The 14160-nt window shown below is 65.2% G+C and carries 18 protein-coding genes; 13 read left to right on the forward strand and 5 right to left on the reverse strand.

The window, feature by feature from the left end; genetic code table 11:
• The first annotated feature begins 51 nt into the window (after positions 1 to 51).
• From rlmN to ILT46_RS05485, 7 genes are all read left to right on the forward strand, one after another.
• Entirely contained in the window at positions 52 to 1302 is a 1251-nt protein-coding gene (rlmN, locus tag ILT46_RS05455; RefSeq protein WP_199503633.1) for a 23S rRNA (adenine(2503)-C(2))-methyltransferase RlmN, read from the forward strand.
• A gap of 119 nt (positions 1303 to 1421) precedes the next feature.
• Positions 1422 to 1802: a glycine zipper 2TM domain-containing protein gene (locus tag ILT46_RS05460; protein WP_233397032.1), complete on the forward strand. Its 381-nt coding sequence runs from the start codon at positions 1422 to 1424 to the stop codon at positions 1800 to 1802.
• Positions 1803 to 1940: 138 nt separating this feature from the next.
• Complete coding sequence (locus ILT46_RS05465) at positions 1941 to 2741, forward strand: SDR family oxidoreductase (RefSeq protein ID WP_199503634.1); 801 nt, start codon at positions 1941 to 1943, stop codon at positions 2739 to 2741.
• On the forward strand, positions 2738 to 3964 hold the full coding sequence (locus tag ILT46_RS05470) for an SAM-dependent methyltransferase (protein WP_199503635.1): 1227 nt from the start codon (positions 2738 to 2740) through the stop codon (positions 3962 to 3964). The genes ILT46_RS05465 and ILT46_RS05470 overlap by 4 nt, the downstream gene beginning before the upstream one ends.
• Positions 3965 to 4067: 103 nt before the next feature.
• A complete protein-coding gene (locus ILT46_RS05475) occupies positions 4068 to 4373 on the forward strand; it encodes a hypothetical protein (protein ID WP_199503636.1) in 306 nt (101 codons plus the stop codon).
• Between the two features lie 118 nt (positions 4374 to 4491).
• The gene (locus ILT46_RS05480; protein WP_199503637.1) at positions 4492 to 5730 is read left to right on the forward strand and encodes an argininosuccinate synthase; all 1239 of its coding nucleotides are present in this window, start codon (positions 4492 to 4494) and stop codon (positions 5728 to 5730) included.
• A 780-nt stretch (positions 5731 to 6510) separates the two neighbouring features.
• Positions 6511 to 7068: a septal ring lytic transglycosylase RlpA family protein gene (locus ILT46_RS05485; protein WP_199503638.1), complete on the forward strand. Its 558-nt coding sequence runs from the start codon at positions 6511 to 6513 to the stop codon at positions 7066 to 7068.
• Positions 7069 to 7142: 74 nt separating this feature from the next.
• Here the strand turns inward: ILT46_RS05485 and ILT46_RS05490 are convergent, their stop codons facing one another.
• The 5 genes from ILT46_RS05490 to ILT46_RS05510 form a co-directional block, all read right to left on the reverse strand.
• On the reverse strand, positions 7143 to 7754 hold the full coding sequence (locus ILT46_RS05490) for a F0F1 ATP synthase subunit B family protein (protein WP_233397033.1): 612 nt from the start codon (positions 7752 to 7754) through the stop codon (positions 7143 to 7145).
• Positions 7747 to 8241 carry a F0F1 ATP synthase subunit B family protein gene (locus tag ILT46_RS05495; protein ID WP_199503639.1) on the reverse strand — a complete coding sequence of 165 codons (495 nt, stop codon included), beginning with the start codon at positions 8239 to 8241 and terminating at the stop codon, positions 7747 to 7749. Before ILT46_RS05495 ends, ILT46_RS05490 begins: the two co-directional genes overlap by 8 nt.
• Positions 8242 to 8303: 62 nt before the next feature.
• Positions 8304 to 8531, reverse strand: a complete 228-nt coding sequence (locus ILT46_RS05500; RefSeq protein WP_199503640.1) for a F0F1 ATP synthase subunit C — start codon at positions 8529 to 8531, stop codon at positions 8304 to 8306.
• 36 nt (positions 8532 to 8567) lie between these two features.
• Positions 8568 to 9353 carry a F0F1 ATP synthase subunit A gene (locus tag ILT46_RS05505; protein WP_199503641.1) on the reverse strand — a complete coding sequence of 262 codons (786 nt, stop codon included), beginning with the start codon at positions 9351 to 9353 and terminating at the stop codon, positions 8568 to 8570.
• Between the two features lie 52 nt (positions 9354 to 9405).
• Positions 9406 to 9729 (reverse strand): AtpZ/AtpI family protein, encoded by a 324-nt coding sequence (locus tag ILT46_RS05510; RefSeq protein WP_199503642.1) that lies wholly within the window; start codon positions 9727 to 9729, stop codon positions 9406 to 9408.
• 173 nt (positions 9730 to 9902) lie between these two features.
• Here ILT46_RS05510 and radC point away from each other — a divergent pair, with 173 nt between their 5' ends.
• Genes radC through ILT46_RS05540 form a run of 6 tightly spaced genes read left to right on the forward strand, consistent with a single transcriptional unit; the run spans position 9903 to position 14157 of the window.
• Positions 9903 to 10616 (forward strand): RadC family protein, encoded by a 714-nt coding sequence (gene radC, locus ILT46_RS05515; RefSeq protein ID WP_199503643.1) that lies wholly within the window; start codon positions 9903 to 9905, stop codon positions 10614 to 10616.
• A gap of 54 nt (positions 10617 to 10670) precedes the next feature.
• Positions 10671 to 11981 carry an adenylosuccinate lyase gene (purB, locus tag ILT46_RS05520; protein WP_199503644.1) on the forward strand — a complete coding sequence of 437 codons (1311 nt, stop codon included), beginning with the start codon at positions 10671 to 10673 and terminating at the stop codon, positions 11979 to 11981.
• A 59-nt stretch (positions 11982 to 12040) separates the two neighbouring features.
• On the forward strand, positions 12041 to 12352 hold the full coding sequence (locus ILT46_RS05525) for a LapA family protein (RefSeq protein WP_199503645.1): 312 nt from the start codon (positions 12041 to 12043) through the stop codon (positions 12350 to 12352).
• Entirely contained in the window at positions 12349 to 13023 is a 675-nt protein-coding gene (gene pyrF, locus ILT46_RS05530) for an orotidine-5'-phosphate decarboxylase (RefSeq protein ID WP_199503646.1), read from the forward strand. Before ILT46_RS05525 ends, pyrF begins: the two co-directional genes overlap by 4 nt.
• Positions 13020 to 13514: a GNAT family N-acetyltransferase gene (locus ILT46_RS05535; RefSeq protein ID WP_199503647.1), complete on the forward strand. Its 495-nt coding sequence runs from the start codon at positions 13020 to 13022 to the stop codon at positions 13512 to 13514. Before pyrF ends, ILT46_RS05535 begins: the two co-directional genes overlap by 4 nt.
• A gap of 7 nt (positions 13515 to 13521) precedes the next feature.
• Positions 13522 to 14157, forward strand: coding sequence for a phosphoribosylanthranilate isomerase (locus tag ILT46_RS05540; RefSeq protein ID WP_199503648.1), 636 nt, complete (start codon positions 13522 to 13524; stop codon positions 14155 to 14157).
• Positions 14158 to 14160: the final 3 nt, after the last annotated feature.

Below are 14160 nucleotides of genomic sequence, written 5' to 3' on the forward strand. Positions count from 1 at the left end.
AGGGCGCCGCCCTTTCCCCCGCCTTATCGCCCGCCTATATGCCTCGGTATTATGCCTGATACTGCTCTCATGCCGATCGCCGGTGCCGTCGATCCGGTTCCCGTGGCGCGTGCCATCACCCCGCGCGCCGATGGCCGCATCGATCTGATCGGCCTGCCGCGGGCTGAGATTGCGGAATTGTTCTCCGATGCGGGGCTCGATGCGAAGGCGGCAAAGCTTCGGGCCAAGCAGGTGTATCACTGGCTATATCACCGCGGCGCTACCGAGTTTGCCGCCATGACCGACATCGCCAAGTCGATGCGCCCGTGGCTGACCGAACGCTTCGTGATTGGCCGGCCCGAGGTGGTCGAAGCGCAGCATTCCACCGACGGCACGCGCAAATGGCTGCTGCGGACCGCTGACGGCCACGATTTCGAGATGGTGTTCATCCCCGACGAGACCCGCGGCACGCTGTGCGTGTCGAGCCAGGTCGGCTGCACGCTCAACTGCCGGTTCTGCCATACCGGGACGATGCAACTGGTCCGCAACCTGACGCCCGGCGAAATCGTCGGCCAGGTAATGCTCGCTCGCGATGCGCTTGGCGAATGGCCGCGCGGCCGGATGGACTTCGAGATCGAGGATGCCGAGGACGAAACCGTCGGACGCTACAGCGCCGATGGCCGCCTGCTGACCAACATCGTGATGATGGGCATGGGCGAGCCGCTGTATAATTTCGACCATGTGAAGCAAGCGCTGCGTCTCGTGATGGACGGCGACGGGCTCGGCCTGTCGCGCCGGCGGATTACACTTTCGACCAGCGGCGTGGTGCCGATGATGGAACGCTGCGGCGAAGAAATCGGAGTCAATCTCGCCGTCTCGCTGCACGCGGTGACCAAGGACGTGCGCGACGAGATCGTTCCGCTCAACCGCAAATATGGCATCGAGGAACTGCTCGCCGCCTGCGCCGCCTATCCCGGTGCGTCGAATGCGCGGCGGATCACCTTCGAATATGTCATGCTGAAGGACAAGAACGATAGCGACGAGGACGCGCGCGAGCTTGTCCGCCTGCTGAAGGCCTACAAGCTGCCGGCCAAGGTCAACCTGATCCCGTTCAACCCATGGCCCGGCGCGCCGTATGAATGTTCGACGCCGGACCGCGTGCGTCGCTTTGCCGAAATCGTCTTCGAAGCTGGCATCAGCGCCCCCGTCCGGACCCCTCGAGGGCGTGATATCGACGCCGCGTGCGGCCAGCTGAGGACAGCAGCGGAAAAGAAAAGCCGCGCTCAGCGCGACCGCGAGGCGGCTGGTGCGCTGACGGCCTGATGGGCAGTTTAGCGTACTGATGGCTCCGTTCACCGAGCTTTTGCAGAACCAATGTTTTGTTCATCTGCGGTTCGGGGCGGCTGAACAAAATGGTCTCCAACACATCAAGGAGCCAAGAAATGATCAAGCAGGGTCTTATCGCCATCAGCGCGGCCGCCATGGCTGTGACCGCCACCCCCGCCCTGGCCGATCCGCCGTCCTGGGCGCCGGCGCATGGCCGCCGGGCGCATGAACGCCAGGCAATGTACGACAGTTACGGCCGCTATTACGAGCCGCGCCGGATCGAAAGCAGCCGCCAGATGTGGCGCGGCGACGACGGCCGCTATTATTGCCGACGCCAGAACGGCACCACGGGCCTTGTCATCGGGGCTGGCCTCGGCGCCCTTGCCGGGCATCAGATCGCCGGGCGGGGCAACCGCACGGTCGGCGCGGTCGTCGGCGGGGCCGCTGGGGCGCTGCTGGGCCGTGAAATCGCTAGGGGCAGCCTCAGCTGCCGTTAAACCGCTTCTCCCGCTTCCCTCGATGGGAAGGGGTCGCAAGGACAGGCCGGCAGGAAAACGCTTCTGCCGGTCTTGTCTTGTCTTAAATGAGAGTCAGGCGCCTTTTTTCCGTCAAGAATCTCTGCTCAATCACAGGTCATGCCACAGGCACCCGAAACCCTGCGAACCTGTGACCGGATTGCGCGGCAGGCGGTGTTGGTGACCGGCGGGGCAGAAAGGATTGGCGCGGCGATTGCCCGCCGCTTTGGCGATGCCGGTTGGCACGTTGTCATCCATTATCGCCGCTCGCACGACGCCGCAGCGGCGCTGGCAGCCACGCTACCATCGGCTGAAATCGTCGCCTGCGACCTCGCCGATAGTGCGGCGGTAGCGGCAATGATGGATGCACTTGCCCCGCGTCTGGCCGACTGGCGCGCCCTGATCTGCAATGCGAGCGTGTTCGAGGCCGACGAGGCGACGGCGCTCGATCCCGCGACCTTCACCCGCGCGATGGCGGTCAATGCACGCGCGCCGGCGCAGCTTGCCCAGGCCTATCTCGCCGCGGCACGCTCCGCAGCCGGGCGCCGGGTCATTCAACTCGCCGATCAGAAGCTCGCCAATCCCAATCCCGATTTCTTCAGCTACACGATGAGCAAGCACGCATTGGCCGCCACGGTGCCAATGCTGGCGATGGGTGCGGCCGGGCCAGGCGATCGGGTATATGCGCTCGCGCCGGGCGCGATCCTGCCGAGCCACGACCAGAGCGAGGACGAGGCCGAGCGTTCGCACCGGATGAACCTTCTTGCTCGGCGCACTGGCGCGGATGAGGTCGCCGATGCGTGCCTGTTCCTGGCCCAAGGACATCTCGCCAGCGGGCAAACGCTCTATGTCGATAGCGGGCAGCATCTGCTGTGCCAGCCGCGCGACATCATCTATCTCGAGCGGGCGGCCCGCGCATGAGCGGCGCGCTGTTCGATCGATTGATTGGCCGCAATATCAGGCAGGGCGTGCTGCGCGTCACCCATGCCAACGGCCGCCGCGCGGTGTTTGGCACCGCGTACCGCTCGTATCCCGAAGTCGCCGTGCGCTTCACCGATGCCCGCGTGACGCGCGATATCCTGCTCGACCCGCGGATCGGCGCGGCTGAAGCGTTCATGGACGGTCGGCTCGTGCTCGAACAGGGCGGGATCATGGAGCTCGTGGAATTGCTCCGTGCCAACGCGCCGTGGGAAGCCGGCGGCGATCTGCGCGCGCCGTCCCCCTGGCGGCAGCTGACCAACCGCGTTGCCTTCGGCGCGGAAAGCGTCAACCAGGCGCTCAGTTCGCGGCGCAATGCTGCCCATCACTACGATATCGGCAACGCGCTCTACCAGTTGATGCTCGACCCCGAGCATATGCAATATAGCTGCGCCTACTGGCCACGCGAAGCGATGACGCTGGGCGAAGCGCAAGAGGCGAAGCTGGCGCATATTGCCGCCAAGCTGGCCCTGGCGCCCGGCCAGAATGTGCTCGACATTGGCTGCGGCTGGGGCGGCATGGCCATCTTTCTGGCGCGCCATCACGGGGTGCGCGTTCATGGCATTACCCTCAGCTCCGAGCAGCTTGTCCTCGCTCGCCAGCGCGCCGATGCAGCGGGTGTGGGCGATCGCGTGCGGTTCGATCTGATCGATTATCGCGAGCTGGCCGCCAGCGGAGCGAAATATGACCGCATCGTCTCGGTCGGAATGTTCGAGCATGTTGGCCGACCGCAATTTCCCACTTTCTTCCGCGCCTGCGCCCGGCTGCTCACCGGCGACGGGGTGATGCTGCTGCACACGATCGGGCGGATGGGCGCGCCGGGCAGCACCGACGCCTTCACCCGCAAGTATATCTTTCCCGGCGGCTACATTCCCGCCCTGTCTGAAACCCTCGCCGCGAGCGAGACGGCGCGGCTGATCGTTACCGATGTCGAAACGCTGCGCCTGCATTACGCGCGAACCCTGCGCGCGTGGTACGCGAATTGCCTCGCCCATCGGGTGGAGATCGAGCGGCTGTTCGATGCCCGGTTCTTCCGGATGTGGACGTTCTATCTCGCCGGCGCCACCGCGGCCTTCGAACATGGCGGGATGTGCAATTATCAGATCCAGTATGCGCGCAACCGCTATTCGCTGCCAACAACGCGTGAATATCTGGCCAATTCTTGACCTACTGTCGCAGCCGCCACCCCGTTCGGCGCAAACTTCGTTGAATTTCGGCACTTTATCTCCGGATGCCGGTTGGAATTTCGACGGGACAAGCAAAACGAGGATGACCATGGCCAACCAGAACCAAGGCGGCGGGACGAATGACCGCAACAACAACAATCACAGCCAGAATCGCAATCAAGGCCAAAGCGGCTCGCGACAGGAAAATCAGCAGGCAGGCCGTCAGGGCAATCCCGATCAGCCCCGCGACGAGGACGGACAGTTCACGTCAGGACGTTCGGATCAGCAGCAGGGCGGTCAAAACGGCGGCTCCGGTCAGCAAAACCAGCAGGACCATTCGCGCGGAAAAAATGATCAGGACCGTGACGAAGACGGTCAGTTCACATCCACAGACGGTAACCGCAATTGATTGACCGGCGCGGTGATGCCGCTGGAAGGCGGTGGCTCGGATACGGGCTGCCGCCTCCCGTTGCCCGCCTGCTCAACCCCTGTTAAGCGCGCCCGGCGCTAGACAGGAACCCACCCGCATGACTTCACCTCCCCGCCCGCCGATCAGGCGCGTTGTCCTTGCATATTCCGGCGGGCTCGACACTTCGGTCATAGCCAAGTGGCTTGAAGTGGAACGCGGGCTGGAAGTGGTGACGTTCACTGCCGATCTCGGTCAGGGTGAAGAAATCGAGCCAGCACGCGCCAAGGCGCGGGCGATGGGGATTCCTGACAAACACATTTTCATCGAAGATTTGCGCGAGGAATTCGCGCGCGACTTTGTCTTTCCTATGATGCGGGCCAATGCTCGCTATGAAGGCGATTACCTTCTCGGCACGTCGATCGCGCGGCCGCTCATTTCGAAACGGCTGGTCGAAATCGCGCGCGAGACCAACGCTGACGCTATCGCGCATGGTGCCACCGGCAAGGGCAATGACCAGGTGCGATTCGAACTGTCGGCCTATGCGCTGGCGCCGGACATCGAGGTCATCGCACCCTGGCGCGAATGGGATCTGACAAGCCGCACCGCGCTCATCGCATGGGCCGAGAGGCACCAGATCCAGGTGCCCCGGGACAAACGCGGCGAGAGTCCGTTTTCGACCGATGCTAACCTGTTACACACCTCGTCCGAAGGCAAGGTGCTTGAGGATCCCTGGGAGGAAACCCCCGGCTATGTCTATTCGCGCACGGTCGATCCCGAAGACGCGCCTGATGCGCCCGAATATATCACCATGGGCTTTGAACGCGGTGATGGTGTCTCGCTGAACGGCGAGGCGCTGAGCCCCGCCAGCCTGCTCGCCGCGCTGAATGAACTGGGCCGCAAGCATGGCATCGGCCGGCTCGATCTGGTGGAGAACCGCTTTGTCGGCATGAAATCGCGCGGGATGTACGAGACACCGGGAGGCGAAATTTACGCCCGCGCTCATCGTGGGATCGAACAGATCACGCTCGACCGCGGTGCCGCGCACCTCAAGGACGAGCTGATGCCGCGCTATGCCGAGCTGATCTATAACGGATTGTGGTTCAGCCCCGAGCGCGAGATGCTGCAGGCGGCAATCGATCTCAGCGAGGAACGCGTGAATGGTGAGGTCCGCCTGAAGCTTTACAAGGGGTTGGCGCAGGTGGTTGGCCGCCGGTCACCCGACAGCCTCTATTCCGAAGCGCACGTCACCTTCGAGGACGATGCCGGCGCCTATGACCAGCACGACGCGGAAGGGTTCATCAAGCTGAACGCGCTGCGGCTGCGACTCTTGGCCAAACGGGACCGAGCGTCGCACTGAGCGCCGCGACAGGCCGTTGAGTTATCCATCCTTGTCCACCGCCTATTCGGCGCGCGGTGGATAAGTCGGGCCCCAAATGATTGCGCGACGCGGTCGAGGGGCGCAGTCTTCAGAGGTCGGAAGCACGGATTGAGCGTCGAAGATCAGCCTAACGGTTTGAGATTTAACGGAAAGTTCTGCGCGGAAGATATGGTGGCAACTGTCCACGCATTCTTCGAGAATGCCATGCGGAAGGCTCTGTCCGGAAGCACGGCGGTCGATGACTGGAAAGCGAGCAAGCCATCATCGGCCCCGAAAGCAGGCGGCCAGTAGTGCGATGACCGGTTCGCCGGCCCATCAAATGGCTCGGTTTCAGGCCAGGGGGCTTCGGGATCAGGCGACAACGCGCAGTCCCTCGTGGACTGCTGCGGGAAACCCGATTTCGGATGCCGGCGCGAGCGCCGGGACATGAAGGATCGGCTGCGAGCCTCGGTTCGTACGATCCGCGCCTTTTCGGAGGCGGCGTGCCGGATGCCAAGCACCTCTCTAGGGAGGTCCACGCGTCGGTAAGAGTGGGGTCGGCAGCAATGCCGGCCCCATTTGCGTTATCCTGACAGGACCTAGAATCACGGAACAACCCCGCGATTCGGCCGTTGGACCGGCGCGTGTGGCGCGATTTATCGTGGTGCTTTCAGGTGAAATCAGGTTGAATCGTTCCTGCCGCAGGTCAGGCTGTGCTCTGGCCGGTGCCGGGGCCTTTGGGGCAGGCGTAGAAGCGCCGCAATGGTTTGCAAGCTCATCATGCCCCGCACCCACCGGCCGCTATTTGCAGCTGCGTCGGCTGCGCTGATCGCCCTTCCCAGCATAGCTGGTGCACCCGCCCATGCGGAGCAACGAGTCGCCCCGCGTGTGTTCAACCAGCAATTTGCCTCTTACGCGGCGCTTCCCTCTGCCCCCGCCCCGGCCGGGAACGCGGTGGACCTTCGGACGATAGTCCCTTCGGTCGAAACACAGCCGCTGGCTCCTGTCCGTGGAACAGCGCGTGATGCCGCTGCAGGCCAAGGCCGCTCGCTCGGCAGCGGCGGCGCATCGTACTATGCCGACCGGTTCCACGGCCGCCGTACGGCGAGTGGCGAGGCGTTCAACACGCACGCGCTGACCGCCGCGCACCGCACGCTGCCCTTTGGTACGCGTGTGCAGGTGACGAATCCGGCGAATGGCCGTTCGGTGGTGGTGCGGATAAATGATCGCGGACCCTTCCATGGTGGGCGCGTGATCGACCTGTCGCGCTCGGCGGCCGAGCGTCTCGGGATCGTTGCACGCGGTCACGGGCAGGTGCAGCTCGCCATCGTCGACTGACGATCCAGCCGCAGAACGCAAAAGGGCCCGGGCACGCCAATGTGCCCGGGCCCTTATTGCGTGCTGAGAGCAGATCAGATGCCGGCGATGACCCGATCGGCCAGTGACCGGTCCGCATCGGCACCGTGATGCGCCGCAATCAGCTGCTTTGACGCTGCCGCAGCGGCGGTGGCGGCGCGCTGGCGGACTTCTTCGACCGCGCTGCGCTCGGCGGCGGCGATCTTGTCTTCTGCCATCCGCTGACGCCGGGCAACTATCGCCGCGCCATCTTCCTCCGCCTTGGCAAGGATGCCGTCAGCTTCCTTGCGCGCGGTATCGAGCATCGCCGCTGCGTCCTTTTCGGCATTGGCGATCTTAGTCTGGTATTCCTGCCGCAGCGCTTCTGCCTCGGCGCGCAATTGCCTCGCTTCGTCGAGCTGCTGACGGATGGCGGCAATTTTATTGTCGAGCCCGCCGACAACCATCTGCGGCACCTTCTTCCACAGCATGATGGCGATCAGCACCGCCATCGCCAGCGCCACAACCTGGAACGGGGCGAGCCCCCACAATTCCGGCTGCGGATGCGCTGCGCCATGCGGCTGTTCGACCGTCGCAACCGTGCCGGCAGCGGGCGCGGTATGGCCCATCGCCGCCTGATCGTCCGGCGCTCCGGTGCCGACGGTGGTGGTAGTCGTGGCTTCAGCCATGATGCATCGCTTCCTTTACGGCCGCCTGCGCCTGAGCCGCCGGAACTTGCACACCGGCCAGCCGATGGACGATGTCCTGCGCGGCCTCAGCAGCGACCGTCTCGATTTCGGACAGCGCCTGGTCGCGCGATGCGCCGATGCGCGCATCGGCATCGGCAAGTTGCGCGTCGAAACGGGTCTGCGCCTCGCTCAGGCGCGTCTCGTTACGGCGCCCGGCTTCGGCCTTGGCTTCGGCCACCAGTGCCTGGGCGTTGGCGCGGCTTGCGTTTTCCCGCAGCCGCCAGGCTTCTTCCTCGCGATCGGCCTGCTCGCGCGCGGCCTGCGCGGCAGCAAGGTCGGACGCGATCTGCGTATCGCGCTGACTTACAGTATCGACCACCTTGGGCACCATGCCTCTGCCGACGATGAAGAACAGCGCGCCGAAAATCAGCAGCAGCCAGAAGATCTGGCTGGAATAGGTTTCGGCGAGTTGGGCTATCTGAGGCATCGGTGGTTACATCCAGCGACAATGTCGGCGGGCCGGCGAGTGTCCCCGCCGGCCCGGTACAATCAGGCGACGAAGATCAGGATCATCGCGACGACGAAGGCGAGCAGGCCGAGAAGTTCGGCAGCCGCGAAGCCGATGAACAGACGGCCCTGCTGGCCATCGGCCGCACCCGGGTTGCGCAGTGCGCTTTCGAGGAACGAGCCGAAAACGTTGCCGACGCCGATCGCCGCCATGCCTGCACCAATGGCCGCGAGACCGGCCCCAACCAGCTTGGCTGCTTCAGTTTCCATTGTCAGAACTCCTTGGATTAAATCGTTGAAAACAAATCAGTGAAGGTTCTCGGCGTCGTTGATATACAGCGACGTCAGAAGCGCGAAGACATAGGCCTGAATGGCCGAAACCAGCAGCTCGAGCGCGCAGATCGCGATCATCAGCACGAAGCTGGGAATGCCGACCATCACCCCGAAGCCGGGGCCCGCATTGGTGCCGTCGATGACGAAGCTCGACAGCACTTCGAGCAGCACGTGACCGGCCATCATCGCCACGAACAGTCGCAGCGCGAGGCTGAACGGACGCACCAGGAAGCTGACCAGCTCGATGATGAAGATCAGCGGGATCATCGGCAGCGGCGTGCCGTGCGGCACGAACAGCGAGAAGAAATGCAGCCCGTGCTTCTTGAAGCCGACGATCAGCACGATGGCGAACGAGATGATCGCCAAGATGCCCGTCACGGTGAAGTGGCTGGTGAAGGTGAACGGATGCACCCCGACCACGCCCAGCGGCAGCAGGCCGAGCAGATTGGCGAACAGGATGAACATGAACAGCGTGAACACGTAAGGCAGATATTTCCGCCCTTCGGCGCCGATATTGGCCTGCAGCATATCGTCGATGAAGCCGGTGAAGGTCTCCACCGCCATCTGCCACCGGCCGGGCACCATTTGCCGCTTCATCCCGCCGGCGACGAACAGCGTCAGAACCACCGCGGTGATCAGCATCCACAGCGCGCTGTTGGTGAAGGCGATATTATAGCCAGCAATCTCCCAGTTCGCCGTGCCGCCAAGCGGCTCGATCGAGAACTGGTGCATCGGGTCGACTTTGGCCTGTTCTGCCACGCGCGAAATCCTGTGCCCTGCTGATGGCCGAAAAGATCGAAACCGGCGGGCCTTAGCCCTGATCGGATCCCGTTTTCGCCATCCGGAAAATGTTTCTGAAAGCGACCACGATCCCGAGGGCGAGGCCAACCAACAGGCCCCACGGGTTCGTATCGGTCAGGTAGCCAACGGCATACCCGACCGCAGAACCACCGAGAAGCCCACCCAGAAGATCCGACAGCACCCGGTTGCCGCTGCGGTAATTCGCATCGGAACCTGTGACCTGCGGCCGGTTGCGCTGCTCTTCACGCTCGCGGGCGGCACCGAGCCGCGCTTCGAGCGCGTCGATCCGCGCATCTTCGGCAATGGGTTCCCGTGCGGGCCTGTCGTCGCTCATGCCGTGCTCCTCGAAGGGGGTGCCTTAGGGGATTGCCCGGCAAGGGCAAGACCTGCCCGCCAAGGGCGCGGCCCCCTTAGGCGGGGGGCACAGGCGAGTCAACCGCTCGCACCTGCACAATCGGGGCGCGATCGGCGCTTGTCAGCCGCGCCTCTAGACGTGATGGAGGCAGCATGGCGAGCCACACAGAGAGAACCCCTGGGCGCACCAGGCCAGCCCATGGCGGGCACGGCCACCGCGAGCGGCTGCGCGCCCGGCTGCTGGGCGGCGGTGCCGAGGCGCTGGCCGATTACGAGGTCCTCGAATATCTGCTGTTCGCCGGCATCCGTCAGGGCGACACCAAGCCCGTCGCCAAGGCGCTGCTGGCGCAGTTCGGTTCGCTCGCCGGCGTGCTCAATGCCGATCCGCGCGCGCTGACGCAGGTCAAGGGTGTGGGCGAGACGACCGCGGCGGGCCTCCATTGCGTAGCGCTGGCCGCCCGGCGGATGGCCCGCAGCGAAGTGCGCCAGGCACCCGTGCTGGGGAGCTGGCAGGCGCTGCTCGATTACCTCACCATTGATATGGCGCATCTGACCGTCGAGCGCGTGCGCGTGCTCTATCTCAACGCGCAGAACCATCTGATCCTTGACCATCATGTGGGCGACGGTTCGGTCGACGAGGCTGCGATCCATCCGCGCGAGGTGATCCGCAAGGCGCTCGACATCGGCGCCACCGCGCTGATCCTCGTCCACAACCATCCGAGCGGCAATCCCGAACCCAGCCGCGCCGACATCCAGATCACACAGCGCATCGCCGAGGCTGGCCGCCTGCTGGGCGTGACCGTGCACGACCACGTCATCGTCGGCCGCGGCGCGCACACCTCGCTCCGGGCCAAGGGGTTGCTCTAGCGTCCTCCCCCGCCTAGCCGCGCAGCGCAGCGCAGCCCACAACCGGAGTCGAACATGGTCCCCCGTTACGCCCGCCCCGCGATGACCGCCATCTGGGAGCCCGAGGCGCGCTATCGCATCTGGTTCGAGATCGAGGCCCATGCGACGCAGAAGCTGGGCGAACTGGGCGTGGTGCCGGCCAGGGCCGCACAGGCGCTGTGGGACTGGTGGCAGACCGATCCCGTGATTGACGTCGCAGCGATCGACGCGATCGAGGCGGTGACCAAGCACGACGTGATCGCCTTCCTCACCTGGGTTGCCGAACAGGTGGGCGATGAAGCGCGGTTCATGCATCAGGGCATGACCAGTTCCGACGTGCTCGACACCACGCTATCAGTGCAGCTGGCGCGGGCGAGCGATCTGTTGCTCGAAGATCTCGACGCATTGCTTGCCGCGATCCGCCGGCGGGCGGAGGAGCATAAATATACTCCGACGATCGGGCGCAGCCACGGCATTCATGCGGAACCCGTCACATTCGGGCTGAAACTGGCGCAGGCCTATGCCGAATTCGACCGCTGCCGCGCGCGGCTGGTCGCGGCGCGGGCGGAAATCGCCACCGCGGCGGTGTCGGGCGCGGTCGGTACGTTCGCCAATGTCGATCCGGCGGTCGAGGCCTACGTTGCCGAGCAGATGGGCCTCGCCATCGAACCCGTCTCCACCCAGGTCATCCCGCGCGACCGGCACGCGATGTATTTTGCCACGCTGGCGGTGATCGCCGGTTCGATCGAGCGGCTGGCGGTCGAAATCCGCCATCTCCAGCGGACCGAGGTGCTTGAGGCGGAGGAATATTTCTCGCCCGGCCAGAAGGGTTCGAGCGCGATGCCGCACAAGCGCAACCCGGTGCTGACCGAGAACCTCACCGGCCTTGCCCGGATGGTCCGCGCATATGCGCTGCCTGCGCTGGAGAATGTCGCGCTGTGGCACGAACGCGATATCAGCCATTCCAGCGTCGAGCGGTTCATCGGCCCCGATGCGACGATAACGCTTGATTTCGCGCTGGCGCGGCTGACCTCGGTGGTCGACAAGCTGGTGGTCTATCCGGCGCGGATGCAGGCCAATCTCGACCGGATGGGCGGCCTCGTCCATTCGCAGCGCGTGCTGCTGGCGCTGACTCAGGCGGGCGTCAGCCGCGAGGATGCCTACCGGCTGGTGCAGCGTAATGCGATGAAGGTCTGGGAATCGGACGGCGCGCTGTCGCTGCTCGATCTGCTCAAGGCCGATGGCGAAGTCACAGCCGCGCTGCCGCCAGCCACGCTGGAAGAGAAGTTCGACCTCGATTACCATTACAAGCACGTCGACACGATTTTCGACCGCGTGTTCGGCTGACCGCTTGCCAGCCCGGCCCGGCCGCTTAAAACCGCATTGCAGCAAGCAGGGGATTGGCCATGCAGTTTATCCGCACCCTTATCTGGGTTCTCATTCTGGTGGCCTTGCTGCTGTTCTCGTTCTTCAACTGGCAGCCGGTCGAGGTGGTCATCTGGGACAATCTGGTGTGGAACACCAAGCTGCCCGTGCTGGTGATCGTCTCGTTCCTAGCCGGCCTTGTCCCGATGTGGCTGATCCAGCGCGGGTCGAGCTGGAAGCTGCAGCGCCGCATCCGGTCGCTGGAAACCGCCGCCCAGCATAATGCCGCCGCCGCCAGCTATGCCGAAACCCGCGTGGCCGAGCCCGCGCTCGCCGATCCGCGCTATCCATGACGAGCCCGGTCTATCTCGCGCTCGACCTGCCGCAGCTCGATCAGGCGACGGACCTCGCCCGGCGGGTGGGCGAGCATATTGGCGGGGTGAAGCTCGGCCTTGAATTCTTCTGCGCGCACGGCCAGCACGGGGTGCATGAGATCGCCTCGCTGGGGCTGCCGATCTTCCTCGACCTCAAGCTGCACGACATCCCCAATACGGTCGCCGGCGCGATGCAGGCGATCAACCGGCTGGAGCCGGCGATTGTCACCGTTCATGCCAGCGGTGGGCGGGCAATGATGGAAGACGCCAAGGCGGCCGCGAGCGAGCGGACCAGGGTGGTGGCGGTTACCATGCTCACCAGCCTCGACCAGCGCGACCTTGCCCGCACCGGCATTGCTGGCAGCGCGCACGATCAGGTGCTGCGGCTGGCGGAACTCGCGCAGACGGCCGGGCTCGACGGGATTGTCTGTTCGGGGCACGAGGTCGGCGCGGTCCACCGCCAGTGGAAAGACGGCTTCTTCGTCGTCCCCGGCCTGCGCCCGGCGGGCAAATCCACCGCCGACCAGAAGCGCACCGTCACCCCCCGGCAGGCGCGCGATGACGGTGCGAGCGTGCTGGTGATCGGCCGGCCGATCAGTCGGGCGGACGATCCGGTCGCCGCCGCCCGCGCGATCGAGGCGACGCTTTGACCGCAATCGCCCGCGCCGGATTGGACGATCTGGCTGCACTCAAGACCCTGATCGAAAGCGCCTATCGCGGCAACAGCGCCCGGCGCGGCTGGAACCACGAAGCGGACCTGCTCGATGATGAGCGGATCACCGAAGACGAGTTGCGCGAGGCGTTGACCGATCCCGCCAGCGCGATGCTGATCGCACGAGCCGGGGGCGCGCTGGCCGGCTGCGTGCTGGTGCGCCGGTTGAACGATACCCTCGGCTATCTCGGCACGCTGTGCGTCGATCCGCTGTGTCAGTCAGGCGGTTTGGGCCGCCAGTTGCTCGATGCGGCGGAGGATCACGCCACCAGCCTCGGCTGCACGCGGATGGAAATGACCGTGATCATATGCCGCGATGAACTGATCGGCTGGTATGGTCGGCGCGGATATCTCCCCACCGGGGAAACGCGCCCGTTCCCGACCCCCGGCCTAGCGATTCATTTCTTGGTCCTTGAGAAAACTTGGTAGCGGGCTGATGGCGCCGAAGATCAAGATTTGCGGCATCACCGAAGCCGCCGGGCTGGAGGCGGCGATTGCCGCGCGGGCTGATTATGTCGGGCTGGTGTTCCATGCCCCCTCGCCCCGCCACCTCGCGCTGGGCGCGGCCGCCGGGCTGGCGACGCAGGCGCGCGGGCGGATTGCCGTGGTCGCGCTGCTGGTCGATCCGGCTGACGACGCGCTGGCCGAGGTGGTTGCTGCTGTCCGGCCCGACATCGTGCAACTGCACGGCGCCGAGACGCCGGAGCGGGTGGCTGCGGTCCGCAGCCGGCTTGGCCTCCCTGTCTGGAAAGCGCATCCCGTCGCCGGCCCGGACGATCTCGACCGCGCGCGCCAGTGGCAGGGCGTGGCGGACCTTGTGCTGCTTGACGCGAAGACGCCCAAGGGCGCGCTGCCGGGCGGGATGGGCCTGCGCTTCGACTGGCAGATGCTCGCCGGCCGCCGCCTGCCGTTTGCTTGGGGGCTGGCAGGCGGGCTCGACCCGGCCAATGTCGCCGAGGCGATCGCGCTGACGGCTGCGCCGCTGGTCGATACGTCGAGCGGGGTCGAACGCGCGCCCGGCGGCAAGACCGCGGACCTGATTTCCGCTTTCTGTAGCGCCGCGCGAAGCTAAGCT

This window comes from Qipengyuania sp. YIM B01966 (genome assembly GCF_016461955.1).
GTDB lineage: Bacteria > Pseudomonadota > Alphaproteobacteria > Sphingomonadales > Sphingomonadaceae > QFOP01.

Excerpts from the sequence above, each read along its gene's own strand:
- rlmN (WP_199503633.1), top strand. The coding sequence starts at position 52 with ATGCCTGATACTGCTCTCATGCCGATCGCCGGTGCCGTCGATCCGGTT.
- ILT46_RS05460 (WP_233397032.1), top strand. The coding sequence starts at position 1,422 with ATGATCAAGCAGGGTCTTATCGCCATCAGCGCGGCCGCCATGGCTGTG.
- ILT46_RS05465 (WP_199503634.1), top strand. The coding sequence starts at position 1,941 with ATGCCACAGGCACCCGAAACCCTGCGAACCTGTGACCGGATTGCGCGG.
- ILT46_RS05470 (WP_199503635.1), top strand. The coding sequence starts at position 2,738 with ATGAGCGGCGCGCTGTTCGATCGATTGATTGGCCGCAATATCAGGCAG.
- ILT46_RS05475 (WP_199503636.1), top strand. The coding sequence starts at position 4,068 with ATGACCATGGCCAACCAGAACCAAGGCGGCGGGACGAATGACCGCAAC.
- ILT46_RS05480 (WP_199503637.1), top strand. The coding sequence starts at position 4,492 with ATGACTTCACCTCCCCGCCCGCCGATCAGGCGCGTTGTCCTTGCATAT.
- ILT46_RS05485 (WP_199503638.1), top strand. The coding sequence starts at position 6,511 with ATGCCCCGCACCCACCGGCCGCTATTTGCAGCTGCGTCGGCTGCGCTG.
- ILT46_RS05490 (WP_233397033.1), bottom strand. The coding sequence starts at position 7,754 with ATGGCTGAAGCCACGACTACCACCACCGTCGGCACCGGAGCGCCGGAC.
- ILT46_RS05495 (WP_199503639.1), bottom strand. The coding sequence starts at position 8,241 with ATGCCTCAGATAGCCCAACTCGCCGAAACCTATTCCAGCCAGATCTTC.
- ILT46_RS05500 (WP_199503640.1), bottom strand. The coding sequence starts at position 8,531 with ATGGAAACTGAAGCAGCCAAGCTGGTTGGGGCCGGTCTCGCGGCCATT.
- ILT46_RS05510 (WP_199503642.1), bottom strand. The coding sequence starts at position 9,729 with ATGAGCGACGACAGGCCCGCACGGGAACCCATTGCCGAAGATGCGCGG.
- radC (WP_199503643.1), top strand. The coding sequence starts at position 9,903 with ATGGCGAGCCACACAGAGAGAACCCCTGGGCGCACCAGGCCAGCCCAT.
- purB (WP_199503644.1), top strand. The coding sequence starts at position 10,671 with ATGGTCCCCCGTTACGCCCGCCCCGCGATGACCGCCATCTGGGAGCCC.
- ILT46_RS05525 (WP_199503645.1), top strand. The coding sequence starts at position 12,041 with ATGCAGTTTATCCGCACCCTTATCTGGGTTCTCATTCTGGTGGCCTTG.
- pyrF (WP_199503646.1), top strand. The coding sequence starts at position 12,349 with ATGACGAGCCCGGTCTATCTCGCGCTCGACCTGCCGCAGCTCGATCAG.
- ILT46_RS05540 (WP_199503648.1), top strand. The coding sequence starts at position 13,522 with ATGGCGCCGAAGATCAAGATTTGCGGCATCACCGAAGCCGCCGGGCTG.